The sequence below is a fragment of the Paraburkholderia sprentiae WSM5005 genome (genome assembly GCF_001865575.2).
Taxonomy (GTDB): Bacteria; Pseudomonadota; Gammaproteobacteria; order Burkholderiales; family Burkholderiaceae; genus Paraburkholderia; species Paraburkholderia sprentiae.
Genome location: NZ_CP017563.2, coordinates 687906 through 702598, shown reverse-complemented (window position 1 = coordinate 702598; position 14693 = coordinate 687906). Strand labels below are relative to the sequence as shown.

Sequence of the window (14693 nt, the reverse complement as noted above, 5' to 3'; positions counted from 1 at the left end):
CACGAAGGCCCGGACAGCGCACGCATCGATACGCTAACCAGCATGAAGGGCCGGGCATGTTGCTACTGCAAATTCTCGTCGACGGCTTTGCAATCAGTTCCCTCTACGCGCTGGGGGCGATCGGTTTCACCTTGATCTTCGGCGTCTCGGGCATCTTGAACCTGGCGCACGGCGGCGTGATGCTGGTCGCGGCGTTGATGGGCTGGATGCTCGCGGGCGAGGCGGGACTCGGCACGTATCTCGGCACGCTGCTCGGCGTGTTGGCGGGTCTCGTGACGGCCTTCGTCACCTACCTGATGGTGGTGCGGCCGATTCAACGCTCGGCCGCCATTCCCGGCGAAGAGAAGGAAATCTTCGTGCTGACCGGCACCCTGCTGTGGGGCATCATGATCCAGCAGGGCATGGCTTGGCTCTTCACCGACAACCCGGTGACGATGCGCCCGCTCATCAGCGGTGTGGCGATGGTGGGCAGCGTGCGTGTGCCGTTCAACGAAATCATGATCGCCGTGGTCTGTTGGGCGGTGATCGGCCTGTTGTGGCTGTTCGTGAACCGCACGCGTTCAGGCAAGGCGCTGCTCGCGGCGTCGATGAATCCGCGCGGTCTCACGCTGCTCGGCTTCGAACTGTCGCGCATCTATCTTCTCGCATGGAGCATCTATGGCGTGCTGGCCGGCATTGCGGGCGTGCTGCTCGCTTCGTTCCTCGGCGTGAGTACGAACAATGCGGGGCAGCTCACGGCCAGCGCGTTTTCGATTGTCGTGCTGGGGGGACTCGGCAGCGTGTCGGGCTCATTGATGGCCGCGTATGTCGTGGGTTATCTGGAGACCATCACGGCCTATCTGATTGCGCCGACCCTGCGGCCACTGCCCGCGCTGCTCCTGCTGGTGCTGGTGGTGTATGTGCGGCCTCAGGGTTTCCTCGGGCGGCGCTAACAGTGCGAATGGAGCGTATCCCCATGTCCGTTCTTCTCCGTTCGCGCCGCGCATGGATCGCCGTCGCGCTCGTCGTGATGGCGGCAACGTTGCCGTGGTGGCTTTCGGGCTACATCCTCGGCGTGCTCACGGTGGCGTACTACTTCGGCGTGTTCGCGATGTCGTGGGACCTGTTGTTCGGTTTTGCCGGCGAGGTCAACTTCGGCCCGACCTTCCTGATCGGCCTCGGCGCCTATGCGGCTGCGATCCTCGACGCCCGATTTGGCCTGCCGATCCCCGTTTGCGTGATCGCGGGCGGCGGCGTCGCGCTGCTGGGCGGCCTGTTGCTCGCGGTGCCCGCACTGCGGCTGCGCGGTCCTTACTTCGGGCTCGTCACACTCGTGGCCGTACTGCTGCTGCAGAACGCCATCGTGATCTTCGCGGGCGTGACGGGCGGCGAGATCGGCATGATGGTGCCGGACGTGATGTCGGTCGATGCGAACCATAACTACTGGATCGCGCTCGCGTTCCTGATCGTTTGCGCGATCCTGCTGTTCGGCCTGTCGCGCTCGGCAGTCGGTCTGATTCTGCAGGCAAGCGGCCAGGACGCGACCGGCGCACAGGCGCTCGGCTTCAATGTGACGCGCCACAAGCTCGTGGCCTTTTGCGTCAGCGCCGTTTTCTCGGGCGTGGCCGGCGCGATGCTGGTGTTCTACCAGGGCACGGCCTCGGTGAGCACGGTCGTGGATCTGAGCGTAGGCGTACAGATCATCATCGCGGCCGTGCTAGGCGGACGCCGCACGATCCTCGGCGCGGTGCTCGGATCGATCTTCCTGATCGTCGCCGGCGAATTCCTGCGCCCGCTCGGCCAGCTCAACACGTTCGTCGTCGCGGCGGTCGCGCTCGCTGCGTTGCTGTTCTTTCCAGACGGCCTGCTGGGCAATCTGCTGCGTGCGAGGGAGCGCCAATGAACGAGTCGCCGCTGCTGTCCGTACGAGGGCTGACCAAGCGCTTCGGCGGTCTCGTCGCCGTCAAGGATATCGGCTTCGACATCCGGCCCGGCGAGATTCTTGGCCTGATCGGACCCAACGGCTCGGGCAAGTCCACGGTCATGAAGCTGATCATGGGCATCGAGCGGCCCAATGCGGGGTCGGTCAAGGTGAATGGCGTGGAGATGGCGGGCTGGGCGCCGCACCGCATCGCGCGCGCGGGCGTAGGCATCGTGTTCCAGCATTCGCGGCCGCTTCATCGGCAGACGGTGCTGGAACACATCAAGCTCGCGCTGCTACCGGATTCGCTGGTCAAGCTGGCCGCCGAACCGCACGTGCACCAGCGCGCCCAGGAAATCGCCGCGCGCGTGGGCCTTGCCGCCGTCATGCATCGGCATCCTGCGACGCTGCCGTTTGCGGACCTGCGCCGCATGGAGATGGCGAAAGCCATTGCGCGCGACCCGCAGGTCGTGCTGGTGGACGAGCCGTTCGCGGGATTGACGGTGGCGGAATCGGAGGCATTTTCCGAGCTGATTCGCGGCTTTCGCGCCGAAGGCCGCGCGGTGCTGCTCGTCGACCACAACGTCAAAAGTCTCTCCGCGCTCGCCGACCGCGTGCTCGCGATGTACCTTGGCGAGCATGTCGCCGAGGGTACCGCCGAAGAAGTGATGCGCAACGAGACGGTGCGTCGGGTCTATCTGGGCGGCAAGCTGGAGCTGCGCCAACGCACCGGAGCCGCGGGCGATGCGAAGCCCACGATCCTCGAGGTGGCCGGGCTGCGTGTGCTATACGACAAGGCATGCGCACTCGATGACGTCAGTCTGCACGTGCGCGAGGGCGAATTCGTCTCGATCGTCGGGCTCAACGGCGCGGGCAAGACGACGCTTTTCAACGCGCTGTCGGGCCTCGTGCGGTACCAGGGGACGATTCGCTTTGACGGGCGCGATCTGCGCGGTATGAGCGGTGCGGCCATCTCGCGCGCCGGCCTCGTGCAATGCCCGGAAACGCGCGAGCTATTCGGCGACATGACGGTGCTCGAGAATCTCGAACTCGGCGCCTATCATCTTGCCGATACGGTGCGCGCGAAACAGCTGTCGTGGCTATTCGATCTCTTTCCGATTCTCCAGTCGCGCCAAGGCCAAACGGCGCGCACGCTTTCCGGCGGCGAGCAGCAAATGCTCGCGATCGCGCGTGCGCTGATGGCGCAGCCGAAGCTCCTGATTCTCGACGAGCCGACACTCGGGCTCGCGCCCGTCATTCTCGAGCAATTGTCGAAAGCACTGGAGTCGCTGCAGAAGTCGACGCCCATTACCGTGGTGCTGGGCGAGCAGAACGTGAGGTTCGCACTGCCGCATGCTGACCGCGTCTATGTGCTCGAACATGCGCGCATCATCTGGGAGGGCAGTGCTTCGCGCTTCGAGGCGGAGATGGGGCGCGGCTTCCTTGAAGTGGTGCCTAACAATGGGTCCGGCGCCACGACGTCCGGCGACGCGCGGACTCAAGGACAGCAGCGGCGGGCGAGCTTCTAGTTCGCGTCACCGTCCCGCATCAGGACATGGACGCAAAGCGAAATCGGCCAGCCGCCTTCGTCAACAGACCCGTCTGCTCCGTTAGCGATGCGGCCGCGGCGGCGGCCTGTTCCACCAGTGCGGCATTTTGCTGAGACATGTGGTCCATCTGCGTAATCGCGCGATTGATCTCCTCGATGCCATCGCTCTGTTCGGCCGAAGCCGTCGCGATGTCGCTCATGATCGACGTGACGCGGCTGACGGCCGTCTGTACTTCGCCCATGGCCTCGCCGGCTCGACCAACCAGGCGCGAACCGTCCGCGACTCGGGCTGTCGACGCGTCGATCAGCTCCTTGATTTCCTTTGCCGCTGTCGCTGAGCGCTGGGCCAGATTGCGTACTTCGCCAGCGACGACGGCAAAGCCACGTCCTTCCTCTCCGGCGCGCGCGGCCTCGACAGCCGCATTCAACGCAAGAATGTTGGTCTGAAAGGCGATGCCTTCGATCACGCCGATGATCTCGCCCATCCTCTTCGCGCCGTCGTGGATGTCGCTCATCGCGGCGATGACCTGACGCACCACGTCCGCGCCCGCGCCGGCTGTCGCCTTCGTCGCGTCTGCCAGCTCGCGCGCTTCACGCGCGTGCGCCGCGTTCTCCGTGACGGCATTGGTGAGTTGTTCCATGCTCGCCGCCGTTTCCTCGATCGACGCCGCCTGCGTCTCGGTGCGCGACGACAGGTCCGCGTTGCCGGCCGAGATCTGCTGGGTCGCGGACGCGATCGACTCGCTTCCGTGTGCGATCTGTTCAATCATCGTGCCGATGTCTTTCTGCATCTGCCCGACGCTTTTGACGAGCCGACCCATTTCGTCAGCACTGTCGAAGCGCAATTCCTGCGACATGTCACCCTGAGCGAGTCGCTCGACATGGCGCACCGTCATATCGATCGGGCGCGCGATGGCGCGAAGCAGCGTGAAGCCGCATGTGAGGCAGGTCAGAAGACCGACGGCGATCGCGATTCCGGTAGTGGTCACGAGGATGTCGTAGCGGTCCTGCGCCGTCGCGTAACGTGCGTTGCCCTGCTCGTTGCGAAACTTGTCCAGATCGGCGGCTTTCTGCGTGAGCGCCGCCGACAGCGGTGGCATCACGACCATCGCATCGTGGTCGGCGGCTTCATGATCGCCACGACTCATCGCATCCATCATCGGTTCCAGTGCGCCGCGCAGCATTGCTTCGCGGGCGTCGGCCACAGCCTTCGACAAGGCCGCCTCTTCGTCGGAGACGGGCAGTGCGCGGTACGCTTTCCAGGCCTTGTCAGAGACCGCGAGATAGTTGCGTGCCTTGTCAATCAATGCGGCTCTGTCCGGTGCTTCCGGGTGCAGCAGCACGCGGTCGAGCGTGGTGCGCACTATCGTCAGGTTCAGGTTGGACTTGCCGAGCGCGGTCGCGGCAGCCACGTCGTTCGTGTACGCCTGCGCAACAGCATGGTTCGAACCACGCATGCCGACGATGCCCAGCGCGCCAGTCACCGTCAGCAGGAACCCGAGCAATGTGAGTGCGGCGAGAAGACGGAACTTGATGGTGAGTTTCATGCCGAATCCGGTAGAGTGAGATGCCGTTGTATTAACGGCATCTCGCGCGAAAAGTGCAGTGCTATCGATGAATCGGCTAGTGCGCGCTGGAACGCACGGCCGATTCGGTCGTCGATGTCGACGTGACTGCCGGTTGCGCGGCAGCGCCAGGCGTGCGGAAGTGAGCCGTGTTCTCGCGATTCAGCACCGCGCGCGCCATGTCTTTATCAAGTTCCCCTTCCCAGCGAGCGACGACGACCGTCGCAACGCCATTGCCAATCAGGTTCGTGACTGCACGCGCCTCGTTGAGAAAGCGATCGACGCCGAGCAGCAGCACGAGGCCTTCCACGGGGATCGTGTGCATCGAGGCTAGCGTCGCCGCCAGCGCAACGAATCCCGCCCCGGCGACGCCGGCGGAACCCTTCGATGTGAGCAGCAGCACGCCGAGCACAAGCAACTGGTCCCAGATGCTCAGGTGGACGTTCATCGCCTGAGCGATGAACAAGGCCGCCATCGTCAGATAAATCGCCGTTCCATCGGCATTGAACGTGTAGCCGGTGGGCAACACCATCCCGACGACGGGGCGAGAACAGCCCATCGCTTCCATCTTGATCAGCATCTGCGGCAACACTGCTTCCGTCGACGCTGTGCCAAGCGTAATCAGAATCTCGTCCCTGATGTAGCGGAGAAACTTCCACAGCGATAGCCCGCACATTTTCATCACGAGGCCAAGCACGACGAACACGAAGAAGAACGAAGTCAGGTACAGACAAAGCATCAACTCGCCGAACGATGCCAACGTACCGATGCCGTATTTGCCAATCGTGAAGGCCATGCCCCCGAACGCGCCGATCGGAGCAACGTACATCACGATCCGCACGACGCCGAACATCCCTTGAAGGAACATGTCGAGCATGTCGACGAATGGCGCGGCACGCGGTCCGAGCTTGGCCAGCGAGATGGCGAGCAGGACTGAAAAGAAAATGATGGGAAGCATCTCGCCTTTGGCGAACGCCCCGACGATGCTATTCGGAACGATGCTCATCAAGAAGTCGAGCATGCCGTGTTGCTGCGCCGCGTGCGTATAGGTCGAAATCGCAGCGGCATCGATTTGCGAAGGATCGATGTTCATTCCGCTGCCAGGTTTGATGACATTCACGACCACCATGCCCGCTATCAGCGCGATCGTCGATGCCAGTTCGAAATACAAAAGTGCTTTCACGCCTACCCGGCCCGCTTGATGGAGGTCGTTCATGCGCGCAATGCCAACCACGACCGACGCGAAGATGATCGGTGCAAGCAGCATCCGGATCAGCCTGATGAACAGGTCGCCCAGCGGCTTCATCTGTGAGGCGAGCGCGGGGTAGAAGTGGCCCAGCAGGACACCGGCCACGATCCCGATAAGGACCTGAACGTACAACTTGGAAAGTGTCCGTCTTGCTTTCGATACTGGCATGTCTTGTCTCCTGTGCGTGGCGTCTTCAAACGCAAAAATGCGGCCTTCCCGCGCAGGAGCGTGGGAAGGCCGCATGGCGCCGGCTTTGTTCCGTCTTGTTATGAACCATTCGACCGGAAATGTTGGTGGTGCCGTTGCAAACGGGCGTTATTCGGCCAGCTTGCGCATCTCGGCGATGAGGTCGGATTTGCCTTCGAAGCCGATGCCGGGCAGCTCGGGCATGGTGATATATCCGTTCTCGACGCGAACGCCGTCCGGGAAGCCACCGTATGGCTGGAACAGGTCCGGATACGATTCGTTGCCGCCAAGTCCGAGGCCCGCCGCGATGTTGAGCGACATCTGATGCCCACCGTGGGGAATACAACGGCTGCGCGACCAGCCGTGCTGATGCAGCATGTCGAGGGTTCGCAGATACTCGACGAGGCCGTAGCTCAACGCGCAATCGAATTGCAGCCAATCGCGATCGGGGCGCATACCGCCATAGCGGATCAGGTTGCGCGCATCCTGCATCGAGAACAGGTTTTCGCCGGTTGCCATCGGCTTGTCGTAGTAGTTGCGCAGCGTTGCCTGCAACTCGAAGTCGAGCGGGTCGCCCGCCTCTTCGTACCAGAACAGGTCGTACTGCGACAGGGCCTTCGCATACTGGATCGCCGTATCGAGATCGAAGCGGCCATTGGCATCGACCGCGAGCTTCTGGCCATCCTGCAGCACGCTCAGGATGGAGTCGATGCGTCGCAGGTCTTCGTCGAGTGAGGCGCCGCCGATTTTCTTTTTCACGACCGTGTAGCCGCGGTCGATGTAACTGCGCATCTCGTCCTTGAGCTTTTCGTGGTCCTGGCCCGGATAGTAGTAGCCACCCGCCGCGTAGACGAAGATCTTGCGCTGGGCCTGGCCATTGCCGTACCGGTCTGCGAGGAGCTGAAACAGCGGTTTCCCGGCGATTTTCGCCACTGCGTCCCAGACGGCCATGTCGATCGTGCCGATGGCGACGGACCGCTCACCGTGGCCACCGGGCTTCTCGTTGATGAACATCGTCGCCCATATCTTGTGGGGATCGAGGTTGTGGCCGGAGTCGTCGACGAGCGAGGCAGGCTCGGCCTCGAGCAGGCGCGGGATGAAACGCTCGCGCATCAGCTTGCCTTGGCCGTAACGCCCGTTCGAGTTGAAGCCGTAGCCGATCACCGGCTTGCCGTCGCGGATGACGTCCGTAACGACGGCGACAAGACTCAGGGTCATTTTGCTGAAGTCGATGTAGGCGTTCCGGATCGGGGAACTGATCGGAACGGTTTTTTCGCGGATTTCAACGATTCTCACGCCACTGTCTCCAGAGATTTGAACAGTTATCGAGCCACCTCGGCTTCAATGTGGTGCATAGCTTAGCCGCGAAAGAGCTTGCTAGAATTCACTTATGTTCACTACATATTTCACCAAAAGTGAGTACTGTCCCCGCATCCGACTTTGAATTTTTCATTCTCCTTGCAAAACTCAGGAGCATGTCCGGCGCCGCACGGGCGCTTGATCTCAGTCCGCCAGCGGCAACCAAGCGGCTGGGGATCATCGAGCAGCGGCTTGGCGCGCGTCTGGTCAACCGGACCACGCGTAGCGTCAGCCTGACGCCCGAGGGAGAGACTTATCTGCGCTATGCGTCCCAGATCGTCGGGCAGGTTCGCGAGATGGAGGAGGCCATATCCGGCGCCGGACGCGATCCGCACGGGCCGTTGCGCATCAATGCGACGCTAGGTTTTGGCAGGACGACCATTGCACCGCTCGTATCCGACTTCGCAAAGCGTTTTCCGAATGTCGAAGTTCAGTTCGAGGTGACGGACCGGCCGGTCGATCTCGTCGAAGGCGCCTTCGACATGGCGATACGCTTCGGCGAGCTACCCGACAGTCGCCTGAGCGCGAGGCGCATCATGAGCAATCGCCGTTTTCTTTGCGCGTCCCCGAAATATCTGGAACGTTTTGGGACTCCCGAGCGGGTAGAGGACTTGCATCGGCATCGCTGCATCATTCATCGGCAGAACGATGATGCTTATGGCGTGTGGCGCTACATCGTGAACGACCACATCGAGGCGATCAAGGTCAAAGGCGCGTTATCGAGCAACGATGGCGACATTGCGCTTCGGTGGGCGCTCGACGGTCATGGGATTCTGATTCGCTCTGAATGGGATCTGGCAAAGTATGTGCAGAGCGGGCGTCTTAGGCTGGTGCTGCCGAACACCGTGCTTCCTTCGGCGGACCTGTTCGTCTATTACCCCAGGCAGCGCAATCAGACGGCGCGGGCGCGAGCCTTCATCGATTTCCTCGTCGATCATTTCCAGGCGCCGTTCACACCGGTCGACACCGCCGTCGACATTCCGGAAAGGAAGAAGCGGGCCTCGCGAAAGTGACGTTCATGTCGCCAGGCGTCGCTGCGACTTGATCACAGGCGCATAGCCATTGATGGCAACAAGCGTTCGAGTACCCGAAGTTGCGCCGCGCGAAGCCGGTGCGTACCTCGATCTTTGCAGTCATCCTAGTTCGAACGAACTCACCCCGAACACGCGTTGTACGGGAACAGCCGGCGTGGCGCGAGTGTACATGCGCGCCGTTTCGAACACGCTAACCATGCCGTTGCGTTGAGCGAGCGCTACGGCCGCGGCGTTGATCTCCGGGACGTCCAATGTGATGACTTCGCCTGCGACGCTTGCGGCGAGTCCGTCGAACAGATCGTTCGCAATCCGTGCGTCGTCGGCAAACAGCGGGCCGATCTTGTAGCCGGTCCTGCAACGGCGCAGCACGCCGTACCCGCTGATCTGAGCGTTTCGCACATGCGCCAGAGCCAGCGCCTGTGGTTGCGCGATCCAGCCCGCGAGGAACCGGGAACGGGCGGTCGAAAAACACGCGCTGTCGTAGGCGACCAGTTGCGCGAAGGGTACAGCCCGCGCGTTCATCACATTTGCCGCCGACGCAGCTCGCACGACGCCCTGGAAGCGGATGTTGCGATACGCGAGCTGGAAGCCGGACTTTTGATAGTTCTGCTGTTGAGCAACGACACCGTCCAGGCCGATCGTACGATCGGCCAGATAGCGCATGGCGTGCTGCCAGGTGCGCCGACCGAAACCCATCGAGCGAAACGCCGGCTTGACGATGTAGAGGCCAATGAAACCGAAGCGCTCATCGTAGGCGACTGCCGAGATGCATGCTACCGGCTCCCCACGCCAGATACCGACGAAAAAGCCATTGGGGTCGGCGTTCCAGAAGCATTGCGCGTCGTGAAGGCCCGGGTTCCATCCCTCTGCCGCGGCCCATTCGATCGCCAGATCGACCTCGCTGGACGACATGTTGCGCACAAAGAAATCGCTACGATCATCCATGATGGGACTGTGCTCGGAAAGACGTCTACGCGGGTGTGAAGACGACGGCTCCATGCTCGGCAACTTGTGCGAAGGTCCGAACGAAGCGGTAAGCCTGTCCTTCAATGACCAATTCGTTGAGTCCCGACCGAGTGGCGTCCAGAAGGGCGCGGACCACGGTGTTGTGCATGGCCGCGCAGCTGATCCAGTCGGCATCTGGCTCGCCAGGATCACCGAGATAGACTTCATTGTTTTCGCGTTGAGAGAGCACCACAATCAGGCTCTTTCCTTTGTCTAGCGAAAGCTCCAGGTATGTCGAAAGCGTAGATGCCGCCGCTGTGGCTGCATCAAGCGGGTCGCGAGAGGAAGAGTTCATACGTGGCCTTGGTGGTCGTGCGTGGCATGAGGGTCGCAGGCAATACCCGCTGGATCCAAAGGTAACAAGACATAGCACACCAGCAAGATTATCAGTTTGGCAACTGCCCGGGCGCACCATCCAGAATGCGAAGCTTGTCGTCGATATCGGGAAGCGGGTGGCCAGCCGCGCGAAGCTCGGTCACAAGCCGATGCGCAGCCGCCCGACACTGCGCAAGCGTCTCATGCAGGCGAGGTTCGCCCCGCAGACCTGTCACCGCCTTTTCCACCTCGGAGGCGGGCTCACTGAGCAGGGCGGCAACGACCTCTTCTGGCGGAATCAGGGACCCGTGACTCAAAAGCTGAGCCGTCCAGTCGCATCCATACAGCATCGTCCGTCGCTCAGCCCGTTTCGCTTCTTCCTGCTCAAGGGTCGCGAGACCGTGCCGGTTTTTGTGAATCGAAGCGCGCCAGGTTGCGAGTATGTCCGCGCGCAACGCTGCAATTGCATCTGCGAGGGACGCGTTCTGTCCGCCTACGACGAGCCGGCGTTCATCGAGTCTGTCGACGTGGTCCCGGTATGTTTCGAGAAAGGACTGCCAGTTCAACGGCAATTCGGTCGTCTCGGAGAACGAGCGGCTAAGCTCATTGAGCTCGCTTCGGATGTCCTGAATGGCCTGAGCGTCGGCAAGCCGTGCCTCATAGACCTCGTGAGCGGTCACCATCTGGCGATGAAGGGCGAACAGCGGATTGTTGTGGCGGCGTTGCAGGTGTCGCTCGGCGGCGCCGGGATGAGCGCTCCATGTCCAGTGGGGCAGCGATTTCGCGTCGAAGTCGACCGCGTCTATCATGGGCCGGAACACCGCCAGCCCCTCCTCGGTTGCATGGCGAAAGCAGTCGGCCAGCTTGAAGTCATTGCCTTGCAGGTTGGCGCCTTCGATCCCAGCATAAGGAGAGTCCGGTGCGAGCCGGAGCAAGGCCGTAGCGAGGAAAAACTCCATCGGTAGCTCGACGGACAGACCCTCCAGTCGGAAGGTGCGCTGTTCGGCGGAAAGAGCCTCGACAGAATGCGCTAGCCGGTTGGCGAGATCGAGGAGCGAGTCGATCCGGTCGCCGGACGACGGTTGCATCGCGTCGGCGAGCAGGCACAAAGATTCACGCACCATTTTTGCCGCGATCGTGCCGTGCTTCTCGGCAAAAAGCCACAGCCAGAGGGCAAGCTGATATCCCCGGACTCCATTTCGGGCGAGCATGTCGACATCGGGCGCGAAGGTAATCCCGGGTGCGGCCCAGTTCGCGAACGGTGGCGAGTCGCTGCCGAGGTACATATCCAGAAGCTGCTTCAACGACTCATGCGTATTGCTCGGCCAGCTTCGCGTCTCGTCGTACCGCTTCTCGGTTTTCCACAGTTTCCAGGCCATCGTGAGCCTCGCAAGAGTGTGCGGGATACGCGTTGGTAACGATACTTGCACACTCGGTGGGGGGCGTAAACCGGCGCTTGACCTTGTTGACCCGAAGAACTTGCTGCGGCCCGAGGGGTTTAAAGCGGGTCAAAACGCGAAAGCGCCGCCCGGCCCGGACGGCTACCCGGTAATGAATGGAATTGCCGCGTGAAGGCGGCTCATGGTCGGTCGAGGTTTCGCTCACGCGCGGTTAGTACTAGGCTAGAAGCCAGGCCCGCGCCTACCGGCTGACGCGTGAACGATCGGCGTTCGCGTCGGCCCGTCTGCCACGTGTTTTCATCGGCGTTTTGCCGCAATGGAGCGAGGTCCATGATGCAATTGTCCGCCGTCAAGGTCGTCAAGCCCGAAGCGACCAACTTCATTCTCGGGCAGAGCCACTTCATCAAATCCGTCGAGGATATTCACGAGGCGATGGTCGGCGCGGTGCCCGGCATCAAATTCGGCCTCGCGTTTTGCGAGGCCTCCGGCAAGCGCCTCGTGCGGCGCTCAGGCACGGACGAAAGCCTCGTCGACATGGCATGCCAGAACGCAACCAACGTCGGCGCGGGCCATAGCTTTTTCGTGTTCCTGGGCGACGGCTTTTTCCCCGTCAACGTGCTGAACACGATCAAGGCGGTGCCCGAGGTCTGCCGCATCTTCTGCGCAACGGCGAATCCCGTCGAAGTGCTGATTGCTGAAACAGATCAGGGCCGTGGGATCGTCGGTGTGATAGATGGTTTCTCGCCGGTCGGCATCGAAAGCGCGGAAGACGTTCAATGGCGCAAGGACCTTTTGCGCACGATAGGGTACAAGCTGTAGCGGCTGCTTTCACTCACTGCACGCCTGCCGACGTTCTATGGAACAACAACGACGCCTCATTGCGGGCACGCTTTGGCCCGCCGTTGTGCGACAGACCGAACATGCACTGAGTCGCGGTGCGCTGCAACCGATCGACACGCAACAGTCCGTGATCGACAGCGGCGGCATCCGTTTTCTCGTGCGTCAGGTGTCGAGCCTCGCGCGCAAGGAGCAGCAGCGCGAGCAGGCGCGAAAGCTTCAGACGGAAAGGCGCCCTCAAGCGAACCCATTTCTTCCATACGACCCGGACCTGTTCGTCGCTGACATTTGCGACACGCATCTCGCATTGCTGAACAAGTTCAATGTGATCGACCATCATCTGCTGATCGTCACCCGCGAATTCGCACGGCAGGCAGCGCTGCTCGATCTTGCGGATTTCGAAGCGCTGCTCACGTGCATGGCCGAATTCGACGGCATCGGTTTTTACAACGCCGGCGCGGAGGCGGGCGCGAGCCAGCCGCACAAGCATCTGCAGATCGTGCCGTTGCCGCTCGGGGAAACCGGGCTGCCCGTGCCGATCGAGCCCTTGCTCGATGCGGAGAAACGCATGCCGGAGCTGCCGTTTCGGCATGCGTTCGCGCGCTTCGACGCGGACGAATTGACTCGCGCGGATGCGGCGACGCGGGTGCTTTCCCGATATCGCACGCTGCTCGAAGCGGCGGCTATAGGCGCGGTCGAAATCGACGGTGCATGGTGCCACGCGACACCATATAACCTGCTCGTCACGCGCCGCTGGATGCTGCTCGTGCCCCGATCGCGAGAGCGTGTCGAAGGGGTGTCGGTGAATGCGCTCGGCTTTGCCGGTTCGTTCTTCGTGCGTGACGCGGCTCAGCTGGATGTCATCGAAAGGCTCGGCCCGATGACGGTATTGGAACGCGTCGCGCTACCTGCGAATACTTAGCGCCGCCGCGCCTGTGGAAGTCCGGCAACGTCCCGATGCGATCCGGCGATGTTTCAACCGAAACCGCGGGGAGCGAGGCGGCAGCGCAGCCCCGCCCGATATCCGGCCCAGGCCGGTGCGATCAGCAGCCCGTCTGCTTCACGCGCTCGACCGCGAGGCCGAACAGCGGACGCAGCTTCGTGCCGATCACGTTGCCGGAAAATGCCGCGACGAGCCACAGCCAGCCGTGCACGCTGCCCGACACGATGCCGCTGAAATACGCGCCGATATTGCAGCCGTACGCGAGGCGTGCGCCATAGCCGAGAATCAGTCCGCCGATGATCGCCGCGATCAGCGAGCGCGGCGGCAGACGCCACACCGGCGCGAAGCGGCCGGCGAGCGAAGCGGCAACCATCGCGCCGATCACGATGCCGATGTCCATCACCGACTTCGCGTCGTGGCTGATTGGCGCGGCGAGGGCGGCCGCGTTCGGGCCGCTGCTCCACACATGCCAGCTCGCGACGTCGATGCCCATCGCGGAGAACGCCTTGGCGCCCCACAGCGCGAACGCCGACGTAATGCCCCACGGATGGCCCGACAGCGCGAGCGTCACGAAGTTGAGGATCGCGAGCGCGACGCCGCCGGCGAGGAGCGGCCACGGGCCATGCAGCCACGGCGATGCGTTCGGTGCGCGATCCACGTCGCTGACGAGACGGCCGTGACGGCGCTTTTCGATCAGCATCGTCAGCGCGGCGATCGACGCGAACACCACGAGGTTCAGCGCGATCGCCGGGCCGACGCCGAGCGTCTGCACGAGCGAGATCGGCGGCAGATGCGGCAGCGCGGACCAGAACGGCATGTGCGCGGTGCCGACCACCGAGCCGACGATGAAGGCGATCAGCGTGACGATCATCCGCGTGCTGCCGCCGCCGACCGTGTACAGCGTGCCGGACGCGCAGCCGCCGCCGAGCTGCATGCCAATGCCGAACATGAACGCGCCGATCAGCACCGACGTGCCGACGGGCGACACTTCGCCGACCACCGGATGACCGAACAAGGTGCCGGCGGAAAGCGCTGGAAAGAACAGCAGCACGCCGACCGCGAGCATCAGCATCTGCGCGCGCAGGCCAGCACCGCGGCCGTCGGCGATGAACACGCGCCATGCGGACGTGAAGCCGAACGCGGCGTGATAGAGCGTGACGCCGAGCAGCGCGCCGAGGACGTACAGCGCGGCCTGTGTGACGCTGACGGTCTGCGCGAGATAAATGGCGCCCAGCACGACGAGCGCGAGCGCGACGGCGAGCGGCTTCGGATTGATGTTGACGAGACGGCGGGGGGCGCCGAAGGAGGTGGAAAGATCGGACATGATGAGCGGGGCGGACGCGCTTGTCGC

At 62.7% G+C, this 14693-nt stretch carries 13 protein-coding genes; 6 read left to right on the top strand and 7 right to left on the bottom strand.

The window, feature by feature from the left end; translation table 11 throughout:
• Positions 1-56 precede the first annotated feature (56 nt).
• From BJG93_RS31790 to BJG93_RS31780, 3 genes are read left to right on the top strand one after another with little or no spacing between them, the layout of a single operon-like run.
• Entirely contained in the window at positions 57-932 is an 876-nt protein-coding gene (locus BJG93_RS31790; RefSeq protein WP_027194439.1) for a branched-chain amino acid ABC transporter permease, read from the top strand.
• A gap of 23 nt (positions 933-955) precedes the next feature.
• Positions 956-1882, top strand: a complete 927-nt coding sequence (locus tag BJG93_RS31785) for a branched-chain amino acid ABC transporter permease (protein ID WP_027194438.1) — start codon at positions 956-958, stop codon at positions 1880-1882.
• Complete coding sequence (locus BJG93_RS31780; protein ID WP_027194437.1) at positions 1879-3429, top strand: ATP-binding cassette domain-containing protein; 1551 nt, start codon at positions 1879-1881, stop codon at positions 3427-3429. Before BJG93_RS31785 ends, BJG93_RS31780 begins: the two co-directional genes overlap by 4 nt.
• Before the next feature lie 19 nt (positions 3430-3448).
• On the opposite strand, the gene BJG93_RS31775 is transcribed toward BJG93_RS31780, so the two are convergent.
• The 3 genes from BJG93_RS31775 to BJG93_RS31765 all read right to left on the bottom strand — a co-directional run bounded on the left by BJG93_RS31775 (position 3449) and on the right by BJG93_RS31765 (position 7745).
• Complete coding sequence (locus tag BJG93_RS31775) at positions 3449-4996, bottom strand: methyl-accepting chemotaxis protein (RefSeq protein WP_027194436.1); 1548 nt, start codon at positions 4994-4996, stop codon at positions 3449-3451.
• Positions 4997-5072: 76 nt separating this feature from the next.
• A complete protein-coding gene (locus BJG93_RS31770) occupies positions 5073-6431 on the bottom strand; it encodes a dicarboxylate/amino acid:cation symporter (RefSeq protein ID WP_027194435.1) in 1359 nt (452 codons plus the stop codon).
• A 147-nt stretch (positions 6432-6578) separates the two neighbouring features.
• On the bottom strand, positions 6579-7745 hold the full coding sequence (locus BJG93_RS31765; RefSeq protein ID WP_027194434.1) for a mandelate racemase/muconate lactonizing enzyme family protein: 1167 nt from the start codon (positions 7743-7745) through the stop codon (positions 6579-6581).
• Between the two features lie 179 nt (positions 7746-7924).
• Between BJG93_RS31765 and BJG93_RS31760 the strand changes: the two genes are divergently transcribed.
• Positions 7925-8821, top strand: coding sequence for a LysR substrate-binding domain-containing protein (locus BJG93_RS31760; protein WP_231337675.1), 897 nt, complete (start codon positions 7925-7927; stop codon positions 8819-8821).
• A 120-nt stretch (positions 8822-8941) separates the two neighbouring features.
• On the opposite strand, the gene BJG93_RS31755 is transcribed toward BJG93_RS31760, so the two are convergent.
• The 3 genes from BJG93_RS31755 to BJG93_RS31745 all read right to left on the bottom strand — a co-directional run bounded on the left by BJG93_RS31755 (position 8942) and on the right by BJG93_RS31745 (position 11541).
• Positions 8942-9787 (bottom strand): GNAT family N-acetyltransferase, encoded by an 846-nt coding sequence (locus tag BJG93_RS31755; RefSeq protein ID WP_027194432.1) that lies wholly within the window; start codon positions 9785-9787, stop codon positions 8942-8944.
• A gap of 25 nt (positions 9788-9812) precedes the next feature.
• Complete coding sequence (locus BJG93_RS31750; protein WP_082194472.1) at positions 9813-10142, bottom strand: hypothetical protein; 330 nt, start codon at positions 10140-10142, stop codon at positions 9813-9815.
• 91 nt (positions 10143-10233) lie between these two features.
• Positions 10234-11541, bottom strand: a complete 1308-nt coding sequence (locus BJG93_RS31745; protein WP_027194430.1) for a hypothetical protein — start codon at positions 11539-11541, stop codon at positions 10234-10236.
• 351 nt (positions 11542-11892) lie between these two features.
• On the opposite strand from BJG93_RS31745, the gene BJG93_RS31740 reads away from it, so the two are divergent.
• Together BJG93_RS31740 and BJG93_RS31735 are read left to right on the top strand one after the other, a co-directional pair.
• Positions 11893-12381 carry an adenosine-specific kinase gene (locus BJG93_RS31740; RefSeq protein WP_027194429.1) on the top strand — a complete coding sequence of 163 codons (489 nt, stop codon included), beginning with the start codon at positions 11893-11895 and terminating at the stop codon, positions 12379-12381.
• A gap of 37 nt (positions 12382-12418) precedes the next feature.
• Entirely contained in the window at positions 12419-13321 is a 903-nt protein-coding gene (locus tag BJG93_RS31735) for an ATP adenylyltransferase family protein (RefSeq protein ID WP_027194428.1), read from the top strand.
• A 121-nt stretch (positions 13322-13442) separates the two neighbouring features.
• Here BJG93_RS31735 and BJG93_RS31730 read toward each other — a convergent pair whose 3' ends face one another.
• The gene (locus BJG93_RS31730) at positions 13443-14666 is read right to left on the bottom strand and encodes a YeeE/YedE family protein (RefSeq protein WP_027194427.1); all 1224 of its coding nucleotides are present in this window, start codon (positions 14664-14666) and stop codon (positions 13443-13445) included.
• Positions 14667-14693: the final 27 nt, after the last annotated feature.

Coding starts and splice junctions, on each gene's coding strand:
- BJG93_RS31775 (WP_027194436.1), bottom strand. CDS start 4,996: ATGAAACTCACCATCAAGTTCCGTCTTCTCGCCGCACTCACATTGCTC.
- BJG93_RS31780 (WP_027194437.1), top strand. CDS start 1,879: ATGAACGAGTCGCCGCTGCTGTCCGTACGAGGGCTGACCAAGCGCTTC.
- BJG93_RS31745 (WP_027194430.1), bottom strand. CDS start 11,541: ATGGCCTGGAAACTGTGGAAAACCGAGAAGCGGTACGACGAGACGCGA.
- BJG93_RS31730 (WP_027194427.1), bottom strand. CDS start 14,666: ATGTCCGATCTTTCCACCTCCTTCGGCGCCCCCCGCCGTCTCGTCAAC.
- BJG93_RS31755 (WP_027194432.1), bottom strand. CDS start 9,787: ATGGATGATCGTAGCGATTTCTTTGTGCGCAACATGTCGTCCAGCGAG.
- BJG93_RS31760 (WP_231337675.1), top strand. CDS start 7,925: ATGTCCGGCGCCGCACGGGCGCTTGATCTCAGTCCGCCAGCGGCAACC.
- BJG93_RS31740 (WP_027194429.1), top strand. CDS start 11,893: ATGATGCAATTGTCCGCCGTCAAGGTCGTCAAGCCCGAAGCGACCAAC.
- BJG93_RS31785 (WP_027194438.1), top strand. CDS start 956: ATGTCCGTTCTTCTCCGTTCGCGCCGCGCATGGATCGCCGTCGCGCTC.
- BJG93_RS31770 (WP_027194435.1), bottom strand. CDS start 6,431: ATGCCAGTATCGAAAGCAAGACGGACACTTTCCAAGTTGTACGTTCAG.
- BJG93_RS31790 (WP_027194439.1), top strand. CDS start 57: ATGTTGCTACTGCAAATTCTCGTCGACGGCTTTGCAATCAGTTCCCTC.
- BJG93_RS31750 (WP_082194472.1), bottom strand. CDS start 10,142: ATGAACTCTTCCTCTCGCGACCCGCTTGATGCAGCCACAGCGGCGGCA.
- BJG93_RS31735 (WP_027194428.1), top strand. CDS start 12,419: ATGGAACAACAACGACGCCTCATTGCGGGCACGCTTTGGCCCGCCGTT.